Origin of the sequence: Streptomyces sp. SLBN-31 (assembly GCF_006715395.1) — a bacterium.
In the GTDB taxonomy this organism is placed as follows: Bacteria; Actinomycetota; Actinomycetes; order Streptomycetales; family Streptomycetaceae; genus Streptomyces.
The window spans coordinates 1,086,329-1,103,925 of record NZ_VFNC01000003.1; the positions used below are offsets into that span (position 1 = coordinate 1,086,329).

Consider the following 17,597-nt stretch of genomic DNA (forward strand, 5'->3'; position numbering starts at 1 on the left):
CGCCAGGGGCGGCCGACCTTCGTGGCGGCCGTCCCTACGGCGCCGTCGGCCCCGTTGGCAGTGCCACCCCGCACAATGGAACCCGCAACACGAACCGTGACGAAAGGGCGGGGGGACGACGTATGACCGTCTGGGACGACCTCGTCGGCCAGGAGAAGGTGGCCGCGCAGCTGGACGCGGCCGCGCGGGACGCCGACGCCCTCGTCACCGCCGTCGCCGCCGACACGCCGCTTCCCGAGGCGTCCAGGATGACGCACGCCTGGCTGTTCACCGGCCCGCCCGGCGCCGGACGCAACCAGACGGCGCGGGCCTTCGCCGCCGCCCTGCAGTGCGTGTCGCCCGACCGCGCGCTCGGCGGGTCCCCCGGCTGCGGGTTCTGCGACGGCTGCCACACGGCCCTGGTCGGCACGCACGCCGACGTCACCACCGTCGCCGCCGTCGGCACGCAGATCCTCGCCGAGGACATGCGGGACACCGTACGGAAGTCGTTCACGTCCCCGGCGAACGGCCGCTGGCAGATCATCCTCGTCGAGGACGCCGAGCGGCTGAACGAGAAGTCGGCCAACGCCGTGCTCAAGGCCGTGGAGGAGCCCGCCCCACGCACGGTCTGGCTGCTGTGCGCTCCCTCCGTCGAGGACGTCCTGCCCACCATCCGCTCCCGCTGCCGCCACCTGAACCTGCTGACGCCGTCGGTGGACGCCGTGGCCGACATGCTCGTACGCCGTGAGGGGATCGAACCGGCTGTCGCCGCCGCCGTGGCCCGCGCCACCCAGGGGCATGTCGACCGGGCCCGCCGCCTGGCGAGCGACCCGGCCGCGCGTGAGCGCCGCGCCGCCGTCCTGAAGCTGCCGCTGCGGGTCGAGGACGTCGGCGGCGCGCTCAGGGCCGCCCAGGAGCTCGTCGACGCGGCCGCCGAGGACGCAAAGCAGCTCGCCGAGGAGATGGACGGCAAGGAGACCGAGGAGCTGAAGGCGGCGCTGGGCGCGGTCCAGGGCGGTCGGATGCCGCGCGGTACGGCCGGCGTCATGAAGGACCTGGAGGACAAGCAGAAGCGCCGCCGGACCCGCACCCAGCGCGACAGCCTCGACCTCGCGCTGACCGACCTCACCGCGTTCTACCGGGACGTCCTCGCCCTCCAGTTCGGCTCGCGTGTCGCCATCGCGAACGCGGACTCCGAGGACGCACTGGAGCGCATCGCCCGCGGAAGCAGACCCGAGTCCACGCTCCGCCGCATCGAGGCGATCGCCGCCTGCCGCGATGCCCTCGACCGCAATGTGGCCCCGCTGCTCGCGGTGGAGGCGATGACGATGGCGCTCAGAGCCGGCTGAGGAGCCCACTTCCGAGCCTGACTCATCAACGGGAGGTTGACCGGGTCATTCGTACGAGCCACGCTCCACACGCACCGCATCCGAGTCGCTGCGCACGGTTACGCTCGCCTGATGCACATCAGGCGCAGCATTCGTCCAGGTCGGCCCCGAAACGCCGCCCTCCTCCTCGCCACCGCCGCCATGCTCGTCTCCGCCTGCTCCACCTCGGGCCCGGCCAGCTCCGCCGGCGGCGCGGCGGAGGCGGTGCTGGCCGCGCTGCCCCGGTCGACACCGTCCGCGCTGACCCCGTACTACACACAGAAGCTGAACTGGCACGACTGCGGTGTCCCCGGCTTCCAGTGCGCCACGATGAGGGCGCCGCTCGATTACGCCCACCCGGGCGGCGGGGACGTGAAGCTGGCCGTCGCCCGCAAGAAGGCCACGGGCAAGGGCAAGCCGCTGGGGTCGCTGCTGGTGAACCCCGGCGGGCCGGGCGGCTCGGCGATCGGCTACCTGCAGCAGTACGCGGGCATCGGCTACCCGGCAGAGGTGCGCGCCCGCTACGACATGGTCGCGGTCGACCCGCGCGGAGTCGCCCGCAGCGAGCCCGTCGAATGCCTCGACGGCCGTCAGATGGACGCGTTCACGCAGACCGACACGACACCCGACGACCGCCGGGAGACCAGCGAACTCGTCAGCGCCTACAAGAAGTTCGCGGAGGGCTGCGGGGCACACTCGGCGGGATTGCTGCGGCACGTCTCGACCGTCGAGGCCGCCCGGGACATGGACGTCCTGCGGGCCGCGCTCGGGGACCGGAAGCTGACGTACGTGGGGGCGTCGTACGGGACGTTCCTCGGGGCGACGTACGCCGGGCTGTTCCCGGAGCGGGTGGGCCGGCTGGTGCTGGACGGCGCGATGGACCCCACGCTGCCCGCGCGCCGGCTGAACCTCGACCAGACGGCGGGCTTCGAGACGGCGTTCCAGTCCTTCGCGCAGGATTGCGTACGGCAGCCGGACTGCCCGCTCGGCCGCAAGGGGACCACTCCCGACCAGGTGGGCCGCAACCTCAGCGCCTTCTTCAGGAAGCTGGACGCCCACCCCCTCGCCACCGGCGACGCGGACGGCCGCAAGCTCGGCGAGGCCCTCGCGACCACCGGTGTGATCGCGGCGATGTACGACGAGGCCTCGTGGGCGCAGCTGCGGGAGGCGCTGACGTCGGCGATGAAGGAGGGCGACGGGGCGGGCCTGCTGGTGCTGTCCGACAGCTACTACGAGCGCGACGGCCAGGGCCGCTACTCGAACCTGATGTTCGCCAACGCCGCTGTGAACTGCCTGGACCTGCCGGCCGCGTTCTCCTCGCCCGAGCAGGTGGAGAAGGCGCTGCCGTCCTTCGAGAAGGCGTCCCCCGTCTTCGGCGAGGGCCTCGCCTGGGCATCCCTGAACTGCGCGTACTGGCCGGTGAAGGCCACGGGCGAGCCGCACCGCATCGAGGCGAAGGGCGCGGCCCCCATCGTCGTGGTCGGCACCACCCGCGACCCGGCGACCCCGTACCGCTGGGCACGGTCCCTGGCCGCCCAGCTCACCTCCGGCCGCCTCCTCACCTACCAGGGCGACGGCCACACCGCGTACGGCCGCGGCAGCGACTGCATCGACTCCGCGATCGACACCTACCTGCTCCGCGGAACCCCGCCGGCCAAGGCGAAACGCTGCTCATAGCCCCTGGCCCGCGCCCGGAACCCCCGCCCCCGGGGCGTGGTCGGAGCACCCCCGGAAACTGTGTAGACTTACCGACGTTGCTGATCGCACCATAGTGCGGACGGCGCGCCGCCTTAGCTCAGATGGCCAGAGCAACGCACTCGTAATGCGTAGGTCTCGGGTTCGAATCCCGAAGGCGGCTCCATTGGAACCCCAGGTCAGAGGCTTTCGACCTGGGGTTTTCGGCATTTGCGGACAGGTACGTGCGCCGAGGTCGGCTGGAGGGCGGACATGGACGGAACGGGTGCTGCGGCCGGTGGCTACTCCGGCACCCCCCTCGCCAGGAAGCTCGGCGTCAAGGCCGGTCATCGCCTCGCCCTCCGGCACGCACCGGACGCCTTCTACATCCCCGGTCTGCCCGACGGCGTCGAGCTCGTCGCAGCGGGTCCGCGCGGGGCCGACGTCACGGTCGCCTTCTACCGGGAGCACCGCGCGCTGGCGGCGGAGGCCCCGGCGCTCGTAGGGCACCTCGCCGACGACGCCATGCTCTGGATCGCCTGGCCGCGCAAAGCCGCCGGGCACGTCAGCGACATCGCCGAGAACGACCTGCGGGAGCTGTTCCTCCCGCTCGGCGTGGTCGACGTGAAGGTGGCCGCGCTGGGGGACGACTGGTCGGGGCTGAAGTTCGTGCGACGCAGGGAGAACCGTCGTACGAAGGCGTAGTCGTCCGTGTGTCTGGTCGCCGTAGGCGTCCGCCGACGTATGAACGGGTGCACAGGGGCGCGAGTCGTGCCAAGACTTGGCATACGAAACGGCGTACTCAGGAAGTCCTCACCGTGAACGGCTAGCATCGCGGCCGATATCGGCGACCACCGGACGGGGTGAGGGCATGCGGGACAGGGAAGCGCCGCGGATCGCCGTCGCCGTCGTGACCATGGGTAATCGGCCCGCCGAGGTGGACGCGCTGCTGGAGTCCGTGGCCAAGCAGGACCTCGCCCCGACGCGGATCGTGATCGTCGGCAACGGCTGCCCGCTGCCCGACTTCGCCGGGCGGCTCTCGCTGCCCGGCGAGGTCACCCTCCTCGAACTCGACGAGAACCTCGGCTGCCCCGGCGGCCGCAACGCCGCGCTGGAGAGCCTGCGGGAGTTCGGGGACGTGGACGTCGTCGTCGAACTGGACGACGACGGGCTGCTCGTCGACGCCGATGTGCTGCGGCGCGTGGGGGAGTTGTTCACCGCCGACCCCCGGCTCGGCATCGTCGGCTTCCGCATCGCGGACGAGCACGGCGAGACCCAGCAGCGGCATGTGCCGAGGGTCGGCGCATCCGACCCGATGCGCGGCGGATACGTCACCGGGTTCCTCGGCGGCGGCCACGCCTTCCGTACGGCCATGCTCGACGAGATCGGCCACTGGCCCGCGGCGTTCTTCTTCGCCCACGAGGAGACCGACCTGGCCTGGCGGGCCGCCGACGCGGGCTGGCGCATCCTGTACGCCCCCGAACTGCTGCTCCAGCACCCGAAGACCTCGCCCGCCCGGCACGCCATCTACTACCGCGTGAACGCCCGCAACAGGGTGTGGCTCGCGCGCCGTCGGCTGCCGCTGCCGCTCATCCCCGTCCACCTGGGCGTCTGGGTGCTCCTCACCCTCCTGCGCACCCGGTCGCGGGCCGGCCTGCGCGCCTGGTTCGGCGGCTTCCTGGAAGGCGTACGCGAACCGGCGGGCGAACGACGGCCCATGCGATGGCGGACGGTGTGGCGCCTGTCGCGCCTGGGGCGCCCGCCGGTGATCTGAGGTCCTAGAGGGAGGGGACGAGGGCCCCGGTCGTTCACCTCCGCCGACCGGGACCCTCTGACGTCCCCCGGACCCGGCCGCGGCGGCGACACTCCCCCGAGCAACGCGTCCTACGCGCGCACCCCCGGGCCGGTTCCGATGAAATGATCACATCAGGTCGCACCAACGGATCGCTAACATGTGGCCAACGGTCCTCCGTGCCGTCCTCGGCCGACTGGCGCGAAGCGGCCGGCCGTCAGGGGCACGGCGGCGGAACCGCAGCGGATTCCGACCGGGACCGGTCGCGGAACGGGTGGCGGGAAACCGCCGGGAAGAGGGCGGATTTCCGCCAAGAACGGTGGGCGGTGGGCGGCGTGAGTCGGCACGAGCTGCGGTTCGGGCTGCTGGGACCACCGGTCCTCTACGACGTCCAGGGCGCCGCCGCCGAGTCCGGCGCCGACGGGATCCGGCCCGCCGACGACGTCGGCGTCACGGCGATCGGCAGCCCCAAGGTCCGCACCCTGCTGGCCGCGCTGCTCCTGGAGGCGGGCCGGGTCGTCTCCGTCGACTCGCTCAAGGACGCGCTGTGGGGCCTCGCGCCGCCCGCCTCCGCGCACGCCTCACTCCACAACCACGTCGCCCGGCTACGACGGCTGCTGGACGACCCCGAACGCCTGCGGACCGTGCCGCCCGGGTACGTCCTGCGCGTCGAGCAGGGCGAGTTGGACGTCCAGATCTTCGAGCGCCACGTCGCGGCGGCCCGGGGAGCGCACGCCGCGCGCAACTGGGAGCGGGTGGTGCGCGAGTGCGCCTCCGCGCTCGCCCTGTGGCGCGGCACCCCGCTCGACGGCCTGCCGTCCGACCTGGGCGGCTACGCCTACGTACAGCGCCTGGCCGAGGCCCGGCTGCTCCTCCTGGAGTGGCGTTACGACGCCGAGCTCGCCCTCGGCGGCGCCCGCCTCGACCGGCTCCTGCCCGAGTTGGCGGCGCTCGCCGCCGAGCATCCGCTGCGTGAGTCCTATCACCGCCAGCTCATGCTCGCCCTCCACCGCACCGGCCGCCGCGCCGAGGCCCTCGCCGTCCACCGCGACCTGCGCACCCGCCTCGTCGAGGAACTCGGCGTGGAACCCGGCCCGCTGGTGCGGGAGGCCCATGTGGAGGTGCTGCGGCGGGCGGATGCGGGGGGTGAGGTCGCGGGTGCGGGTGTAGGTGTAGGTGCGAGTGCGGGTGCTGGTGATTCCCCCGGTGCGGGCAATGGTGCGCTCCACGTCGACCCTGGTGCTGGTACCCATGCTGGTACCAGCACCGACGCCGGTACCGATGCCGACTCCGGCACCCCCAGCCAAGCCGCCCCGCCCCCGCCCACCCCCGCCGCTACGCGCGAAGAAGACACCGCATCGCCCCCTCCGCCCCCGGCCCCCCGCCCCGCCCATCCCCATCCCTCTCCCTTCCCTCTCCCCGCCCAACTTCCGCCGCCCCCACCTCACTTCACCGGCCGCTCCGCCGTCCTGGACGACCTGCGTGGCACCCTCGGCGCCGGTGACGCCCCCGCCGTCGCCGTCATCAGCGGCATGCCCGGCGTCGGCAAGAGCGCTCTCGCCCTGCACGTCGCCCATGAGCTGCGGGAACGTTTCCCCGACGGGCAGCTCTACGTCAATCTGCACGGCGCCACGCCCGGCATGACACCCCTCACCGCCGCCCAGGCCCTCGCCGCCCTGCTGCGCGACCTGGGCACCGAGCCGCGTCACATCCCCGAACACCCCGACGCGGCGGCCGCGTTGCTCCGCTCCCTGCTCGCCCCGACGCGCACCCTGATGGTGCTGGACGACGCCGCGAGCGCCGCGCAGGTGCGGCCGTTGCTGCCGGCCGGCGCCGGGTGCGCGGTGATCGTCACCAGCCGTTCGTCCCTCACCGTCCTCGACGGAGCCCGCCGCCACCCGCTCACCCCTCTGACCCGGGAGGAGAGCGCGGCGCTGCTGCGGGTGGTCTCCGGCCGGGACGGCCTCGACGCGGCCCACCCCCTCGTCGAACTCACCGGCCGTCTCCCGCTCGCCCTGCGCATCGTCGCGGCCCGCCTCGCCGCCCGCCGCGCGCTCACCCCGGACGTGCTGGCTCACCAACTGGCCGCCACCGAGGGGCGGTTGCATCACCTGGAGTACGACGACCTGAGCGTGCGCCGTTCGCTCGCCGTCGCCCACGACGCGCTCGCCGCGTCGGACCGGGAGGCCGACCGCGACGCCGCCCTAGTGCTGCGCGGCATCGGCGCGCTCGACCTGCCCGCGTACGGCGCACCCCTGCTCGCCCGCCTCGCCGGCATCGACGCGCACCGCGCCGAGGCCGCCCTGGACCGGCTCATCGACGTGGCCCTCCTGGAGGAGACGGCGTACGGCCGGTACACACCGCACGACCTGGTCCGCGCCTTCGCCCGCGAACTCGCCGAGGCCGCAGAAGAGTCCCCGGACGCGTCCGGCGTCCCTTCGAATGCGTCCGGCACCCTTCCGACCGCGCCCTCCGGCCCTCCGACCGCGGCCGCCGCCGACATCGCCCTGCGCTGGTACGCGGCCGTCGCCGAACTCGCCCTGACCGCGATCGTCGAACCCGGCCTCGACCGCGACGACCGCCGCCGCCCGACCGCCGTCCAGCCCCCGGACCACGCGATCGAGCTTGCCGCACTGCCTCCCTTCGAGTCCGGTGAACAGGCCTTCGCCTGGGGCGACATGGAGCTGGAGAACGTGGTGACCCTGGTGGAGCGGTACGCCGACGCGGCGGCGGACGCCGACGAGCGGCTGATCGCCCGCATCTCCTGCCTGATCCGCCTGCTCTTCCCCTACGTCCAGCGCAGCGGTCGGGTCGCCGAGATGGAGGTCCTCGGCCGTACCGCCCTCAGGCTGGCCCGGCGGCTCGGTGACGAGGCGGCCGAGGCGTACGCGCTGGGCGATCTGGGCGGCGTGCATTTCCTGACGGGCCGCCAGAGCGAGGCCCTCGCCCTCAACGACCGCGCCCTGACGATCTGGCGCCGGCTCGGCCGGATCTCCTGGGTGCGCCGCTGCCTCAACAACCGGGGCCTGCTGCTGGAAGGCCTCGGCCGGTACACGGAGTCCGAGCGGGCACTGCGCCGGAGCCTCGAGTACTCAAGGCAGTTGAACGACCCCTACGGCGAGGCCGTGACCCACAGCCACCTCGGCAACCTCTACGAGCACACCGACCCGCGGGCCGCCATCGAGCAGCACCGGCGCTCCCTCGTGATCGGCGAGGAGATCGGTGCCGTGATCGTGCAGCACTCCGCGCACTGCAACATCGGTTACGCGCATCTCACCCTCGGCGAACCGGCCGCCGCCCTGCCGCACTTCGAGGAGAGCCTGCGCATCCTCGGCGGCCACGGCGACTGGCACGGCGAGTCCCAGACCCGGCTCGGGCTGGTGCGCGCGCTGCGCCTGCTGGGCCGTACCGAACGGGCCGAGCACGAGTGCGCCGAACTGCTGCGCCGGGCCGACGCCCGCGCCGACCGCTACTCCGGCGGTCTCGCCCGCCACCAGTACGGGCTCCTGCTGCGCGAACGGGGCCGTGCCGAGGAGGCACGGGCCGAGTGGCGCGTGGCCCTCGACGCCCTGAACGGCACCGACGAGCAGACGGTGGCGGCGGAACTGCGGGAGCTGCTGCACCGGTGACCACTCGGCCGGCGTCCGCTCACTTGGCGTCCGCGTAGCACTCGACGACCGCCGTGGTGAACGGGAACCGGACCGGCGTCTGCCCGAAGGTCAGCCGTCCCGCCGTCTCGGCCGCCTCCCGGATCGCCGCCACGACCGTCTGAGCCTCCTCCTCGGGACAGTGCACGATCACCTCGTCGTGCTGGAAGAAGACGAGCTCGGCGGCCATGCCCGCGCAGGCCTGCCGCAGCCCGGCGAGCAGCAGCAGGGCCCAGTCGGCCGCGCTGCCCTGCACGACGAAGTTGCGGGCGAACCGGCCGCGGGCGCGGGCGTTGGTCGAGGCGTACCCCGGCACCCACTCGGAGCCCGAGCTCGCGCCGGTCTCGGCGGGGTCGTCCTGCGGGATGCCCGCCTCCTCCGCCGCGTCCTCGCCCGGTCGTGCCGCGGGCGGGCAGGTCCGCCCCAGCCAGGTCCGCACGAGCCGGCCCTCCTCGCCGGCGCGCGCGGCGTCGTCGACGTACGCGACGGCCTTGGGGAAGCGGCGTCTGAGGGCGGCGAGGTTCTTCAGGCCGTCGCCGGAGGTCTGCCCGTACACCGCGCCGAGCACCGCGAGCTTGGCCTGGTCGCGGTTGCCGGAGAAGGCCCGGTCGGAGACGGACTGGTAGAGGTCCGTCTCCCGTCCCGCCACCTCCATCAGCCCGGGGTCGCGGGAGATGGCCGCCAGTACCCGCGGCTCCATCTGGTCGGCGTCCGCGACGACCAGCCGCCAGCCCGGGTCGGCGACGACCGCGCGCCGGATCACCTTGGGGATCTGCAGGGCGCCCCCGCCGTTGGTGACCCACCTGCCCGTGACCGTCCCGCCCGCCTGGAACTCCGGCCGGAACCGCCCGTCCCGCACCCAGTCCTGCAGCCACGACCAGCCGTGCGCGACCCAGATGCGGTACAGCTTCTTGTACTCGACCAGTGGTTTCACGGCCGGATGGTCGATGGACTGGATCTCCCACCGCCGGGTGGAGCGCACCTTGATGCCGGCCTGCGCGAAGGCCTTGACGACATCGGCGGGCAGGTCGGGTCGCACCCGGCGGCCGAAGGCGGCCGACACCTCGTCCGCGAGCTCGGCCAGCCGCCGGGGCTCGCCGCCGCCCGCGTACCGCTCGCCGAGCAGTTCGTGCAGCACGCGGCGGTGGACCTCGGCGCTCCACGGCAGTCCGGCGCGGTTCATCTCGGCGGCGACCAGCATGCCCGCCGACTCGGCCGCGGTCAGCAGCCGCATCCGCTCCGGGTGGGCGGTCGCCTCGTGCCTGCGCTGCTGGTCGGCGTAGACCTCGACGAGGTCGGGCAGCGGCACATGGACGGCGCGGGGTTCGAAGAGCGAGGACTGCGAGCCCGGTACGGCGGCGCGCTGGGGCGGGTCGGGTGGTACGGGGCCGCCGCGCAGCCGGGCCAGGGCGGCGGCCGCCGACCGTGGTTCGCCGTGCCGCCCCTCGTGCCCGAGGAGCAGGGTCTCGGCGTCCTCGACGTCGTAGCACCGCTCCACTCGCACCCCCGCGGCGAGCAGGCGCGGATACACCTCGGCCGTGGACCGCCAGACCCAGCGCGCGACCTCGGGCCGGGCCCGCACGGCTGTGGCGAGGTCGGGTTCCCACAGGACAGGTCCGGTGAGCAGCCCGTCCGGGCCGAGGGGGGCGATCTCGGCGCCACCGTCCTCGGCCGGGGCGAGTGCCCAGCGGTCGGTCATGCCACCGAGTCTCGCAGGAGGGTCCGACAACGGCCTCAGCTCGACTCGGGCGGGGCCTGCAGGTATTTCTCCAGGGCCTTGGCCAGCTCGGCCTCCACCGCGGTCTTGCCGATGCCGAGTCCGGACAGGACCCCGGTGCCGTTCTCGAACTCCAGCAGGGCCAGCAGGATGTGTTCGGTGCCGATGTAGTTGTGGCCGAGGCGGAGGGCCTCGCGGAAGGTGAGCTCCAGGACCTTCTTGGCGTCGGAGGCGTAGGGGACGAGCTCGGGTGCCGCCTCGGCGGCGGGCGGCAGGGCGGCGGTCGCGGCCTCTCGCACCGAGTCGAGGGTGACGCCCTGGGCGGCGATCGCCTTGGCGCCCAGTCCTTCCGGCTCCGCGAGCAGGCCGAGGACCAGGTGGGCGGGCACGACCTCGGTGTGCGGCGCGGCCTTGGCCTCGTTGTGCGCGCTCATCACCACGTTGCGGGCCCGCAGGGTGTAGCGGCCGAAGCCCTGGTTGGGGTCGAGGTCGGTCGACTCCTTCGGCACGAACCGCTTCTGCGCGGCCTGCCGGGTGACGCCCATGCTCTGGCCGATGTCCGTCCAGGAGGCGCCGGAGCGCCGGGCCTGGTCCACGAAGTGGCCGATCAGGTGGTCGGCCACCTCGCCGAGGTGGTCGGCGGCGATCACCGCGTCCTGGAGCTGGTCGAGGGGCTCCGAGTGGACCCTCTTGATCGCCGCGATGAGGTCGTCGAGACGTACGGATGACGTGACGGTGGGATTCGTCGACATGTGTCAACCGTAGGTTGACACCCGCATGGCGTCAACCCTGAGTTGACAGTCGGACGGCGAGGCCCGTGAAGACCGTCCCGGTGAAGATGTTCAGCCCGCGCGCCACCCTCCGACTGCGGCGCAGCAGGGACGAGAGCTTGCCGGACAGCAGTCCGACCGAGCCGTCCACCACGAACCCCATGACCGTGATCGTCAGCCCGAGGACCAGGAACTGCTCGCGCACATGGCCGAGGCCTGGGTCCACGAACTGCGGCAGGAAGGCGACGTTGAAGAGGATCACCTTGGGGTTGAGCAGATTGGTGACGGTCCCCTGCCAGAAGGCGCGCCGCCGCCCGGGTCCCGCCGCTCCACCCTCCTCGACCGCCGTTCCCCGGTCCCGGAACGCCTTCACCGCCAGGTACAGCAAGTAGGCCGCGCCCGCCCAGCGCAGCGCGTGATAGAGCGCCGGAAGCGACAGGAACAGCGCCGAAAGCCCGAGCGCGGCGGCCACCGTGTGCACGAACATCGCGCAGGCCACACCGGCCGCGGCCAGCACGCCGGTCCGTGGGCCGCCGCGGCCGCCCATCGCCACGATGAACATCATGTCGGGGCCGGGAGTGACGCACAGGGCGAAGGCGGCGACCAGGAAGGCCGCGTACGAAGACATGTCCACCATGCGGCCATGCTCGAAACCGCCCTCCCCGGGGGCGAGCGAGTTTCGAGGAGTGAGACGGGACGAGTCCGGCCGACGCCATGTGGTGCGCGCGAAACGGTGATTGACTCACCTTCCGTGACCACGTCCACCGCGCGTTCGGCAACGGGCCCCACCCCCACCGCGGCCCCGGCCTCCCTCTCCCTCGCGGACGTTCGCGGGCTCGTCGACGAGACGGTCCGCCTCCTCGCCGAGCACGACGCCTTCGCGGACGTCGCCGAACGGCTCGCGGTGCTGCTGCGCCGACGGCTGGCGGAGGGGGCGTACGACGTGGGGGGCGTCGAGGAGCTCGGCCACCTGGTCGCCGCCGACGTGCGGTCCCTCGGCGGCGACAGGCTCCCGGGTCTCACGTACCACCAGGGCGGCGCCCGCTTGTCGGACCCGCATGTCACGATCGAAGAGTGAGCACCACGTCCAACACCGGCACCGTCGACCGTGCCTTCACCGCCGCCCTCTACGCCGAGTCCGACTCCGCCCTCGACACCGGCGCGTCCCTCCTCGCGGCCGACCCCGCGGTGGACGGGGAACTGGCGCGGCGCGGCCGGGAGTTCGTGGCGTCGGCGTGGCAGCGCGGCTGGCAGCCGGCCGACCTGGTCCGGGTCGTGCGGCGCGAACTGGACGACGTGCACGTCCGCCTGGTGTCGGCGCTGATCCGGGAGCAGGTGCCGGACGACCGCCCGCGCGGCCCCCGCTGGACGGCACAGCTGGACGACCTCACGACGGACGCCCCGGCCCGCACCGACCGGTTCACGCACGCGACCACGGTTCTGGAGCTGTACCGCCTGCTGTTGCGCCTGCCGACGCTGGAACCCCTCGAAGACCGCGAGCACGGCTCCGCGACCGCCCACCGCGGCGGCCCCGAGTCCCGCATGCTCGCCCGGATCCGCGCGCTGCTCGCCAAGGCGGAGGCGACCGGATTCCCCGAGGAGGCGGAGGCGCTGACCGCCAAGGCGCAGGAGCTGACCGCCCGTTACAGCATCGACGAGGCGCTGCTCGCGGCCCGCGCGCCGGCCGCGGACACCCCGGGTGCCTGCCGGATCGGTGTGGAGGCGCCGTACGAGCAGGCCAAGGCGGTCCTGCTGGACGTGGTGGCCACCGCCAACCACTGCCGGGCCGTGTGGAACGAAGCGTGGGGCTTCTCCACGGTCGTCGGATTCGAGGCCGACCTCGAGGTGGTCGAGCTGCTGTACACCTCGCTGCTGGTGCAGGCCACGCACGCGATGACGACGGCCGAGACGGCGCAGAGGGCGGGCGGCCGCAAGCGCACCAAGACCTTCCGGCAGTCCTTCCTCGCGGCCTACGCCCACCGGATGGGCATACGTCTGGCGGCCGCCGCCGAGACCCAGGTGACCGACGACCTGCTGCCGGTCCTGGCCTCGCGGGAGGTCGCCGTCACGGCGCACACGGACCGCATGTTCCCGAGCACGACCACGACCCGGATGCGCGGAGTGAGTGACGCCCAGGGCTGGACGGAGGGAGCGGAGGCCGCCGACCGGGCGCGGATCGCGTCCCGGCCGCGGCTGCCGTGAGACGGCGTGTCAGTCGCCCGCCTGGGTGAAGGGCGTGACGGAGGCGTTCGGCGTGTTCCCCTGGAGGGCGACCTCGCCGTACGACCACGTGAAGCTGTGACCCGCGGTGGAGCCGGGCAGGGTGAACTTCGCGGACTTCACCGGCAGGCTCTGCTTCCCGCCCGTGCCACCGCGTGTGTAGGTGATCGTGAAGGAGGCGGTCGCGTCCTTGGCCAGGGTCAGCTTCCGGGGCTTGGCGGACTTGTCGGCGGGGACGGTCTTCGTGTCGCCGCCCGCGAGGAGGTCGACGGCCGGGAACCCGTTCAGGACGCACTTGGCGTCGCGGTTGGTGAGCGTGACGGTGACGTTGCCGGTGTCCCCGGCGGCCGGGGCCGCACTGGCTGCGACGTCCACGCCGAGCGTGCACCCGGCATCGGCCTTGTTCTTGTCGCCGTCGTCACCGCCGTTGCTGTCACAGGCGGTCAGGAGCAGAGCCGCCGCGAGGGCGGCGACGGCGAGCGGGGTGGTGCGCATGTGGTTCCTCTGGTGCTCAGGGGAGTGGTGCCGCCGAACCTACTGCCCCAGAGCGGCCGTCGGCAGCCCGGACGGCAGCTTGCCACCTTCCGCCTTGGTGTAGGTCTCCTTGCCCAGGCTGCCCGACCACGTGATGTGCAGCGAGTTCTTCGAAGCGGAGTCGACCATCCCGGTCGCCCGCTCCTTGCTGCCGTCCGTGCACGTCAGATGGATCATCTCCATGCCGGCCTCCTTGCCCGCGGTACCACTGCACACGGAACCGCCGGTCGAGAAGAGGCCGGCCTGCTTGCCCGTGATCACCAGGGCCACGGCCTTGCCGCCCTTGGTGGCGAGCCAGCTGCCCTGCAGCTCGTCGGAGGAGTCCGTCGCGGCACCGCTCCCGCCGCCCGTGGCCGAGCCCGTGGCCGAGGAGGCCGACGCGCTGGGACTCGACGAGGAGGAGTCCCCGGAGTCGCCGCCGCTGCACGCGGTCAGCACGAGCGCGCCCGTCAGCCCCGCGGCCGCGGCCGCGATCCGCAGCCGCCGGCGCGACAGCGTACGGGCGGGACGCGTGAAGGTCGCCGAAGTCACTGGTAGCTCCCTGGCTGTAGCGGGCGGTGGCCGGACGTCCGGCCGAGTGGCCGCGACGCCCGCAGCAAGCTATCAGGGACCTCCGTCCGTCCCATGGGGAGCGGCTGTGAGATTCGCCGGACCTCTCACGGGCCCGCCGTGACACCTACCAGGACGACTTGCGCACCCCCGGCAGGAACCCGGCGTGCGCCTGCTCCCGCAAGCTCACCCGGGACAGCCCGAACGCCCGGAAATATCCGCGTGGCCGCCCGTCGACCTGGTCCCGGTTGCGTACGCGCGTCGCGCTCGCGTCTCTAGGCTGGCGCCCCAACTCCCGCCGGGCGGCGAGCCGTTCCTCCTCGGTCGACGAGGGTTGGCGGAGGACCGCCTTGAGCTCGGCCCGGCGCTCGGCGTAGCGGGCGACGATCCGTCGCCGCCTGTCGTTCTTCGCGATCTTGCTCTTCTTCGCCATCAGACCCGCACCCCGCGCGCCCGGATCCGGGCCACGGCCGCCTCGACGCCGGTCGCGTCGACGGTCCTGATCCCGCGCACGCTCAGCCGCAGCCGTACGTATCGGCCCTCGCTCGGCAGCCAGTACCGCTTGCTCTGGACGTTGGGGTCGAAGCGGCGCGAGGTGCGCCGGTGGGAGTGGGAGACGCGGTTGCCGAAGCCCGGCCGGGCCCCGGTCAGCATGCAGTGCGCGGACATGGGTGACATACCTCTCCTGAAGCGACAGCCGAAGCATTGTCGCTAATGGAATTCATTTTCAGTAAGGTATCAGCATGGCTCGCAACGAACTCCGCCCGGTCATCAGGCTCCGCTCCACGGCGGGCACCGGCTTCACGTACGTGACCCGCAAGAACCGCCGCAACGACCCGGATCGCATGACCCTGCGCAAGTACGACCCGGTCGCCGGCCGCCACGTCGACTTCCGAGAGGAGCGCTGAACCACCGCCATGCGCAAGGGAATCCACCCCGCCTACGGTCCCGTCGTCTTCCGCGACCGCGCCGCCGGCCACGCCTTCCTCACCCGTTCACGGCAAGATCCGCAGCCGTCGGGTCACTCACGTCACCGCCCAGCAGCAGCGCCTGCTGGCCCGTGCGATCAAGAACGCCCGGGAGATGGCGCTGCTGCCCTCCGCGGCCCGGTAAGCCCGCTGGTGAAGTGGCATAGGTAGGAGATTCCCTACGGTTGACGCGTAGGGAATCTCCTACCTATTGTGCTGCCATGAACATCACCCACGCCTCCTTCGTGACCCTGCCCGTCTCCGACCAGGACCGCGCCCTGCGCTTCTACGCGGACGTCCTAGGCTTCGAGGTCACCGCCGACCTGGACCTGCCGCAGGGGCGGTGGCTCCAGGTGGCCCCCAAGGGCGCCCAGACCGTCTTCACGCTCGCCGGGCCCGGCATGGGTGGCTTCGAGCCCGGCTCGGCGCGGGGGATCATGTTGGTGACGACCGATGTCGACGCGGACTGCGCCAGGCTCACGGAGGCCGGGATCGCGGTCACCGGGCCCGAGGGCCGGCCGTGGGGCCGGATGGCTTCCTTCGCGGACCCCGACGGCAACGGTCTGATGCTGTTGACGGAGGCACACCACTAGGAAGGCCGGGATGACTGCAGCCGGGGCCGTCGAGGCGGACGCGGACCGCGTCTTCGCCGCGCTCGCCAACGCCACCCGCCGCGAGGTGCTGCGGCTCCTCCGAGAGGGCGGACCGCAGCCGGTGCAAACACTGGCCGAGCACTTCGACATGCGCCGCCCGAGCCTGTCGGAGCACCTCAGGGTGCTGCGCGAGGCCGGCCTGGTCTCCGAGCAGCGCTCGGGGCGCAACCGCATCTACCGCCTGGAGGCGGCCCCGCTCGCCGACGTGCAGGACTGGCTCCACCCCTACGAGCGCTTCTGGCGCGACCGCCTGAACGACCTCGGCGACCTCCTGGACCGCATGCCCGACGGTGATCCGGCATGACCGGCCCCGAGCCTGAGCCCGACGACGACCTCACCGTCGTCCGCGTCGACCGCTTCTTCCCGCACCCGCCGGCCAAGGTCTGGCGGGCCCTGACCGACCCCGCCCTGCTCGTGCAGTGGCAGATGCAGGGCAGCGAGGACTTCCGGCTGGAGGTCGGTCACCGCTACCGCCTGACCGCCGTACCCCGGCCCAACGTGAACTTCTCCGGCATCGTCGACGTGATGGTTCTCGGGTACGACGTCGAGCGGATGCTCTCGCTGCGCTGGGCGGACGCCGATCCGGCCAACCCGGCCGACTGGACCGTCACGTGGACACTGGAACAGGAAGGCCGCGGAACGCGTCTCTTCCTTGTGCACGAGGGATTCGATCCCGACGATCCCGTCCAGCTGATGGCCCGCTCGATCATGGGCGGGGGCTGGAGGGCGCATGTGATGCCGAGCCTGGGGCAAGCGCTGGAACGGATGTAGCACCTCGCAGTTCACATCCGTAACCACAGGAACACCCCGCGTGCACGTGCATCTGCTCATGCATCTGCACATGAACAGGGCTATGATCCCAAGCAGTTGACCATTGCATCAATGGCCCCAGGGCCACCGCACCACCGGGGAGCGACCTGTGGACCGCGACGTGTACAACGGCATGGCAGCCACGGAGCTGAACGGGGTGGCCTGGCAGAAGAGTCGGCACAGCAACTCGCAGGGTTCCTGCGTGGAGTTCGCCCGGCTGCCCGGCGGCGACGTGGCCGTGCGCAACTCCCGCTTTCCCGACGGGCCCGCGCTCGTCTACACGCGAGCGGAGATCGAGGCAATGCTCCTGGGCATCAAGGACGGCGAGTTCGACCACCTCGTGGGCTGACGCCGACCGTCGGTGACGGTCGGGGCCGGGTCCGTGACGCGCGTAGAACAGTGGCCTCAGAAAACGCCGCGGTGCCTCACTCGGCCAACTCCGAGTGAGGCTCGGGCAGTTGGAACAGCGCCCAGACCACCTTGCCGCCGAGTGCGCCCGCGAGCGGGTGCCAGCCCCAGCCGTCGGCGAAGGAGTCGACCAGGAACAGTCCGCGCCCGGACTCCGCCGAGAAGTCCTCCGTCTCGCGCTCGACCGGGCTGTCCTGGCTGGGGTCGCGCACCGCGCACACCAGCCGCTCGGTCCAGCGCAGCAGATGCAGCCGTACGCACGGGGTCGGCTCCGCGGAACGCACCGCGCCGGCCGGCAGGGCGTGCCGCAGCGCGTTGGTGACGAGCTCGGAGACCACCAGGCAGACGTCGTCGAAGCGGTCGCCTGTCTCCCACTGGTCCAGTGTTCTGCGGGTGAAGCCCCTCGCCTCGCGCACCGCTTCGTAGCGGGCGGGAAGGGCACAGGAGGCGGCGTTGGACACGGCCGCGATGTCCAGCGGCGGAAGGCCCTGCCGTAACGGCTCGAGCAT

20 protein-coding genes, 1 tRNA gene and 2 pseudogenes are annotated in these 17,597 nt (G+C 72.6%); 15 read left to right on the top strand and 8 right to left on the bottom strand.

What is annotated here, in order from left to right; all coding sequences use genetic code 11:
• The first annotated feature begins 122 nt into the window (after positions 1 to 122).
• The 6 genes from FBY22_RS42590 (at position 123) to FBY22_RS42615 (ending at position 8,441) form a co-directional block, all read left to right on the top strand.
• Positions 123 to 1,328: a DNA polymerase III subunit delta' gene (locus FBY22_RS42590; protein ID WP_142154143.1), complete on the top strand. Its 1,206-nt coding sequence runs from the start codon at positions 123 to 125 to the stop codon at positions 1,326 to 1,328.
• Positions 1,329 to 1,439: 111 nt separating this feature from the next.
• A complete protein-coding gene (locus tag FBY22_RS42595; protein WP_142154145.1) occupies positions 1,440 to 3,023 on the top strand; it encodes an alpha/beta hydrolase in 1,584 nt (527 codons plus the stop codon).
• 107 nt (positions 3,024 to 3,130) lie between these two features.
• Positions 3,131 to 3,207, top strand: a tRNA-Thr gene (locus FBY22_RS42600).
• 86 nt (positions 3,208 to 3,293) lie between these two features.
• On the top strand, positions 3,294 to 3,725 hold the full coding sequence (locus tag FBY22_RS42605; RefSeq protein ID WP_142154147.1) for a DUF3052 domain-containing protein: 432 nt from the start codon (positions 3,294 to 3,296) through the stop codon (positions 3,723 to 3,725).
• A gap of 166 nt (positions 3,726 to 3,891) precedes the next feature.
• Positions 3,892 to 4,794: a glycosyltransferase family 2 protein gene (locus tag FBY22_RS42610; RefSeq protein ID WP_142154149.1), complete on the top strand. Its 903-nt coding sequence runs from the start codon at positions 3,892 to 3,894 to the stop codon at positions 4,792 to 4,794.
• Positions 4,795 to 5,138: 344 nt separating this feature from the next.
• Positions 5,139 to 8,441 (top strand): BTAD domain-containing putative transcriptional regulator, encoded by a 3,303-nt coding sequence (locus FBY22_RS42615; RefSeq protein ID WP_399212910.1) that lies wholly within the window; start codon positions 5,139 to 5,141, stop codon positions 8,439 to 8,441.
• Positions 8,442 to 8,460: 19 nt separating this feature from the next.
• Here the strand turns inward: FBY22_RS42615 and FBY22_RS42620 are convergent, their stop codons facing one another.
• The 3 genes from FBY22_RS42620 to FBY22_RS42630 are packed head-to-tail and all read right to left on the bottom strand — an operon-like array spanning position 8,461 to position 11,583.
• Positions 8,461 to 10,158 carry a bifunctional 3'-5' exonuclease/DNA polymerase gene (locus FBY22_RS42620; RefSeq protein WP_142154154.1) on the bottom strand — a complete coding sequence of 566 codons (1,698 nt, stop codon included), beginning with the start codon at positions 10,156 to 10,158 and terminating at the stop codon, positions 8,461 to 8,463.
• A gap of 35 nt (positions 10,159 to 10,193) precedes the next feature.
• Entirely contained in the window at positions 10,194 to 10,928 is a 735-nt protein-coding gene (locus tag FBY22_RS42625) for a Clp protease N-terminal domain-containing protein (RefSeq protein ID WP_142154156.1), read from the bottom strand.
• 31 nt (positions 10,929 to 10,959) lie between these two features.
• A complete protein-coding gene (locus tag FBY22_RS42630; protein WP_142154158.1) occupies positions 10,960 to 11,583 on the bottom strand; it encodes a LysE family translocator in 624 nt (207 codons plus the stop codon).
• A gap of 114 nt (positions 11,584 to 11,697) precedes the next feature.
• On the opposite strand from FBY22_RS42630, the gene FBY22_RS42635 reads away from it, so the two are divergent.
• Positions 11,698 to 12,024, top strand: a complete 327-nt coding sequence (locus FBY22_RS42635) for a hypothetical protein (protein WP_142154160.1) — start codon at positions 11,698 to 11,700, stop codon at positions 12,022 to 12,024.
• Positions 12,021 to 13,148, top strand: coding sequence for a DUF2786 domain-containing protein (locus tag FBY22_RS42640; protein ID WP_142154162.1), 1,128 nt, complete (start codon positions 12,021 to 12,023; stop codon positions 13,146 to 13,148). Before FBY22_RS42635 ends, FBY22_RS42640 begins: the two co-directional genes overlap by 4 nt.
• A 9-nt stretch (positions 13,149 to 13,157) precedes the next feature.
• Here the strand turns inward: FBY22_RS42640 and FBY22_RS42645 are convergent, their stop codons facing one another.
• The 4 genes from FBY22_RS42645 to rpmB form a co-directional block, all read right to left on the bottom strand.
• Entirely contained in the window at positions 13,158 to 13,661 is a 504-nt protein-coding gene (locus FBY22_RS42645) for a DUF4232 domain-containing protein (protein ID WP_142154165.1), read from the bottom strand.
• A 39-nt stretch (positions 13,662 to 13,700) separates the two neighbouring features.
• Positions 13,701 to 14,231 (bottom strand): hypothetical protein, encoded by a 531-nt coding sequence (locus tag FBY22_RS42650; protein WP_142154167.1) that lies wholly within the window; start codon positions 14,229 to 14,231, stop codon positions 13,701 to 13,703.
• A 145-nt stretch (positions 14,232 to 14,376) separates the two neighbouring features.
• Positions 14,377 to 14,682, bottom strand: a complete 306-nt coding sequence (gene rpsN, locus FBY22_RS42655) for a 30S ribosomal protein S14 (protein WP_142154169.1) — start codon at positions 14,680 to 14,682, stop codon at positions 14,377 to 14,379.
• Positions 14,682 to 14,918 (bottom strand): 50S ribosomal protein L28, encoded by a 237-nt coding sequence (rpmB, locus tag FBY22_RS42660; protein ID WP_142154171.1) that lies wholly within the window; start codon positions 14,916 to 14,918, stop codon positions 14,682 to 14,684. The genes rpsN and rpmB overlap by 1 nt, the downstream gene beginning before the upstream one ends.
• Positions 14,919 to 14,992: 74 nt before the next feature.
• Between rpmB and rpmG the strand changes: the two genes are divergently transcribed.
• The 7 genes and pseudogenes from rpmG to FBY22_RS42700 all read left to right on the top strand — a co-directional run bounded on the left by rpmG (position 14,993) and on the right by FBY22_RS42700 (position 17,029).
• Positions 14,993 to 15,157 (top strand): 50S ribosomal protein L33, encoded by a 165-nt coding sequence (rpmG, locus tag FBY22_RS42665; RefSeq protein WP_020141033.1) that lies wholly within the window; start codon positions 14,993 to 14,995, stop codon positions 15,155 to 15,157.
• Positions 15,158 to 15,166: 9 nt separating this feature from the next.
• Positions 15,167 to 15,247, top strand: a pseudogene (locus tag FBY22_RS42670) (50S ribosomal protein L31); the annotation flags it as partial.
• Position 15,248: 1 nt separating this feature from the next.
• A pseudogene (locus FBY22_RS42675) lies at positions 15,249 to 15,362 on the top strand (30S ribosomal protein S18); the annotation flags it as partial.
• 76 nt (positions 15,363 to 15,438) lie between these two features.
• Positions 15,439 to 15,810, top strand: a complete 372-nt coding sequence (locus FBY22_RS42680; protein ID WP_142154173.1) for a VOC family protein — start codon at positions 15,439 to 15,441, stop codon at positions 15,808 to 15,810.
• A 10-nt stretch (positions 15,811 to 15,820) separates the two neighbouring features.
• The gene (locus FBY22_RS42685) at positions 15,821 to 16,174 is read left to right on the top strand and encodes a helix-turn-helix transcriptional regulator (protein ID WP_142154175.1); all 354 of its coding nucleotides are present in this window, start codon (positions 15,821 to 15,823) and stop codon (positions 16,172 to 16,174) included.
• A complete protein-coding gene (locus FBY22_RS42690) occupies positions 16,171 to 16,641 on the top strand; it encodes an SRPBCC domain-containing protein (protein ID WP_142154177.1) in 471 nt (156 codons plus the stop codon). Before FBY22_RS42685 ends, FBY22_RS42690 begins: the two co-directional genes overlap by 4 nt.
• Positions 16,642 to 16,813: 172 nt before the next feature.
• The gene (locus tag FBY22_RS42700) at positions 16,814 to 17,029 is read left to right on the top strand and encodes a DUF397 domain-containing protein (protein WP_142154697.1); all 216 of its coding nucleotides are present in this window, start codon (positions 16,814 to 16,816) and stop codon (positions 17,027 to 17,029) included.
• A 76-nt stretch (positions 17,030 to 17,105) separates the two neighbouring features.
• Here the strand turns inward: FBY22_RS42700 and FBY22_RS42705 are convergent, their stop codons facing one another.
• A complete protein-coding gene (locus tag FBY22_RS42705; protein WP_260845396.1) occupies positions 17,106 to 17,597 on the bottom strand; it encodes an ATP-binding protein in 492 nt (163 codons plus the stop codon).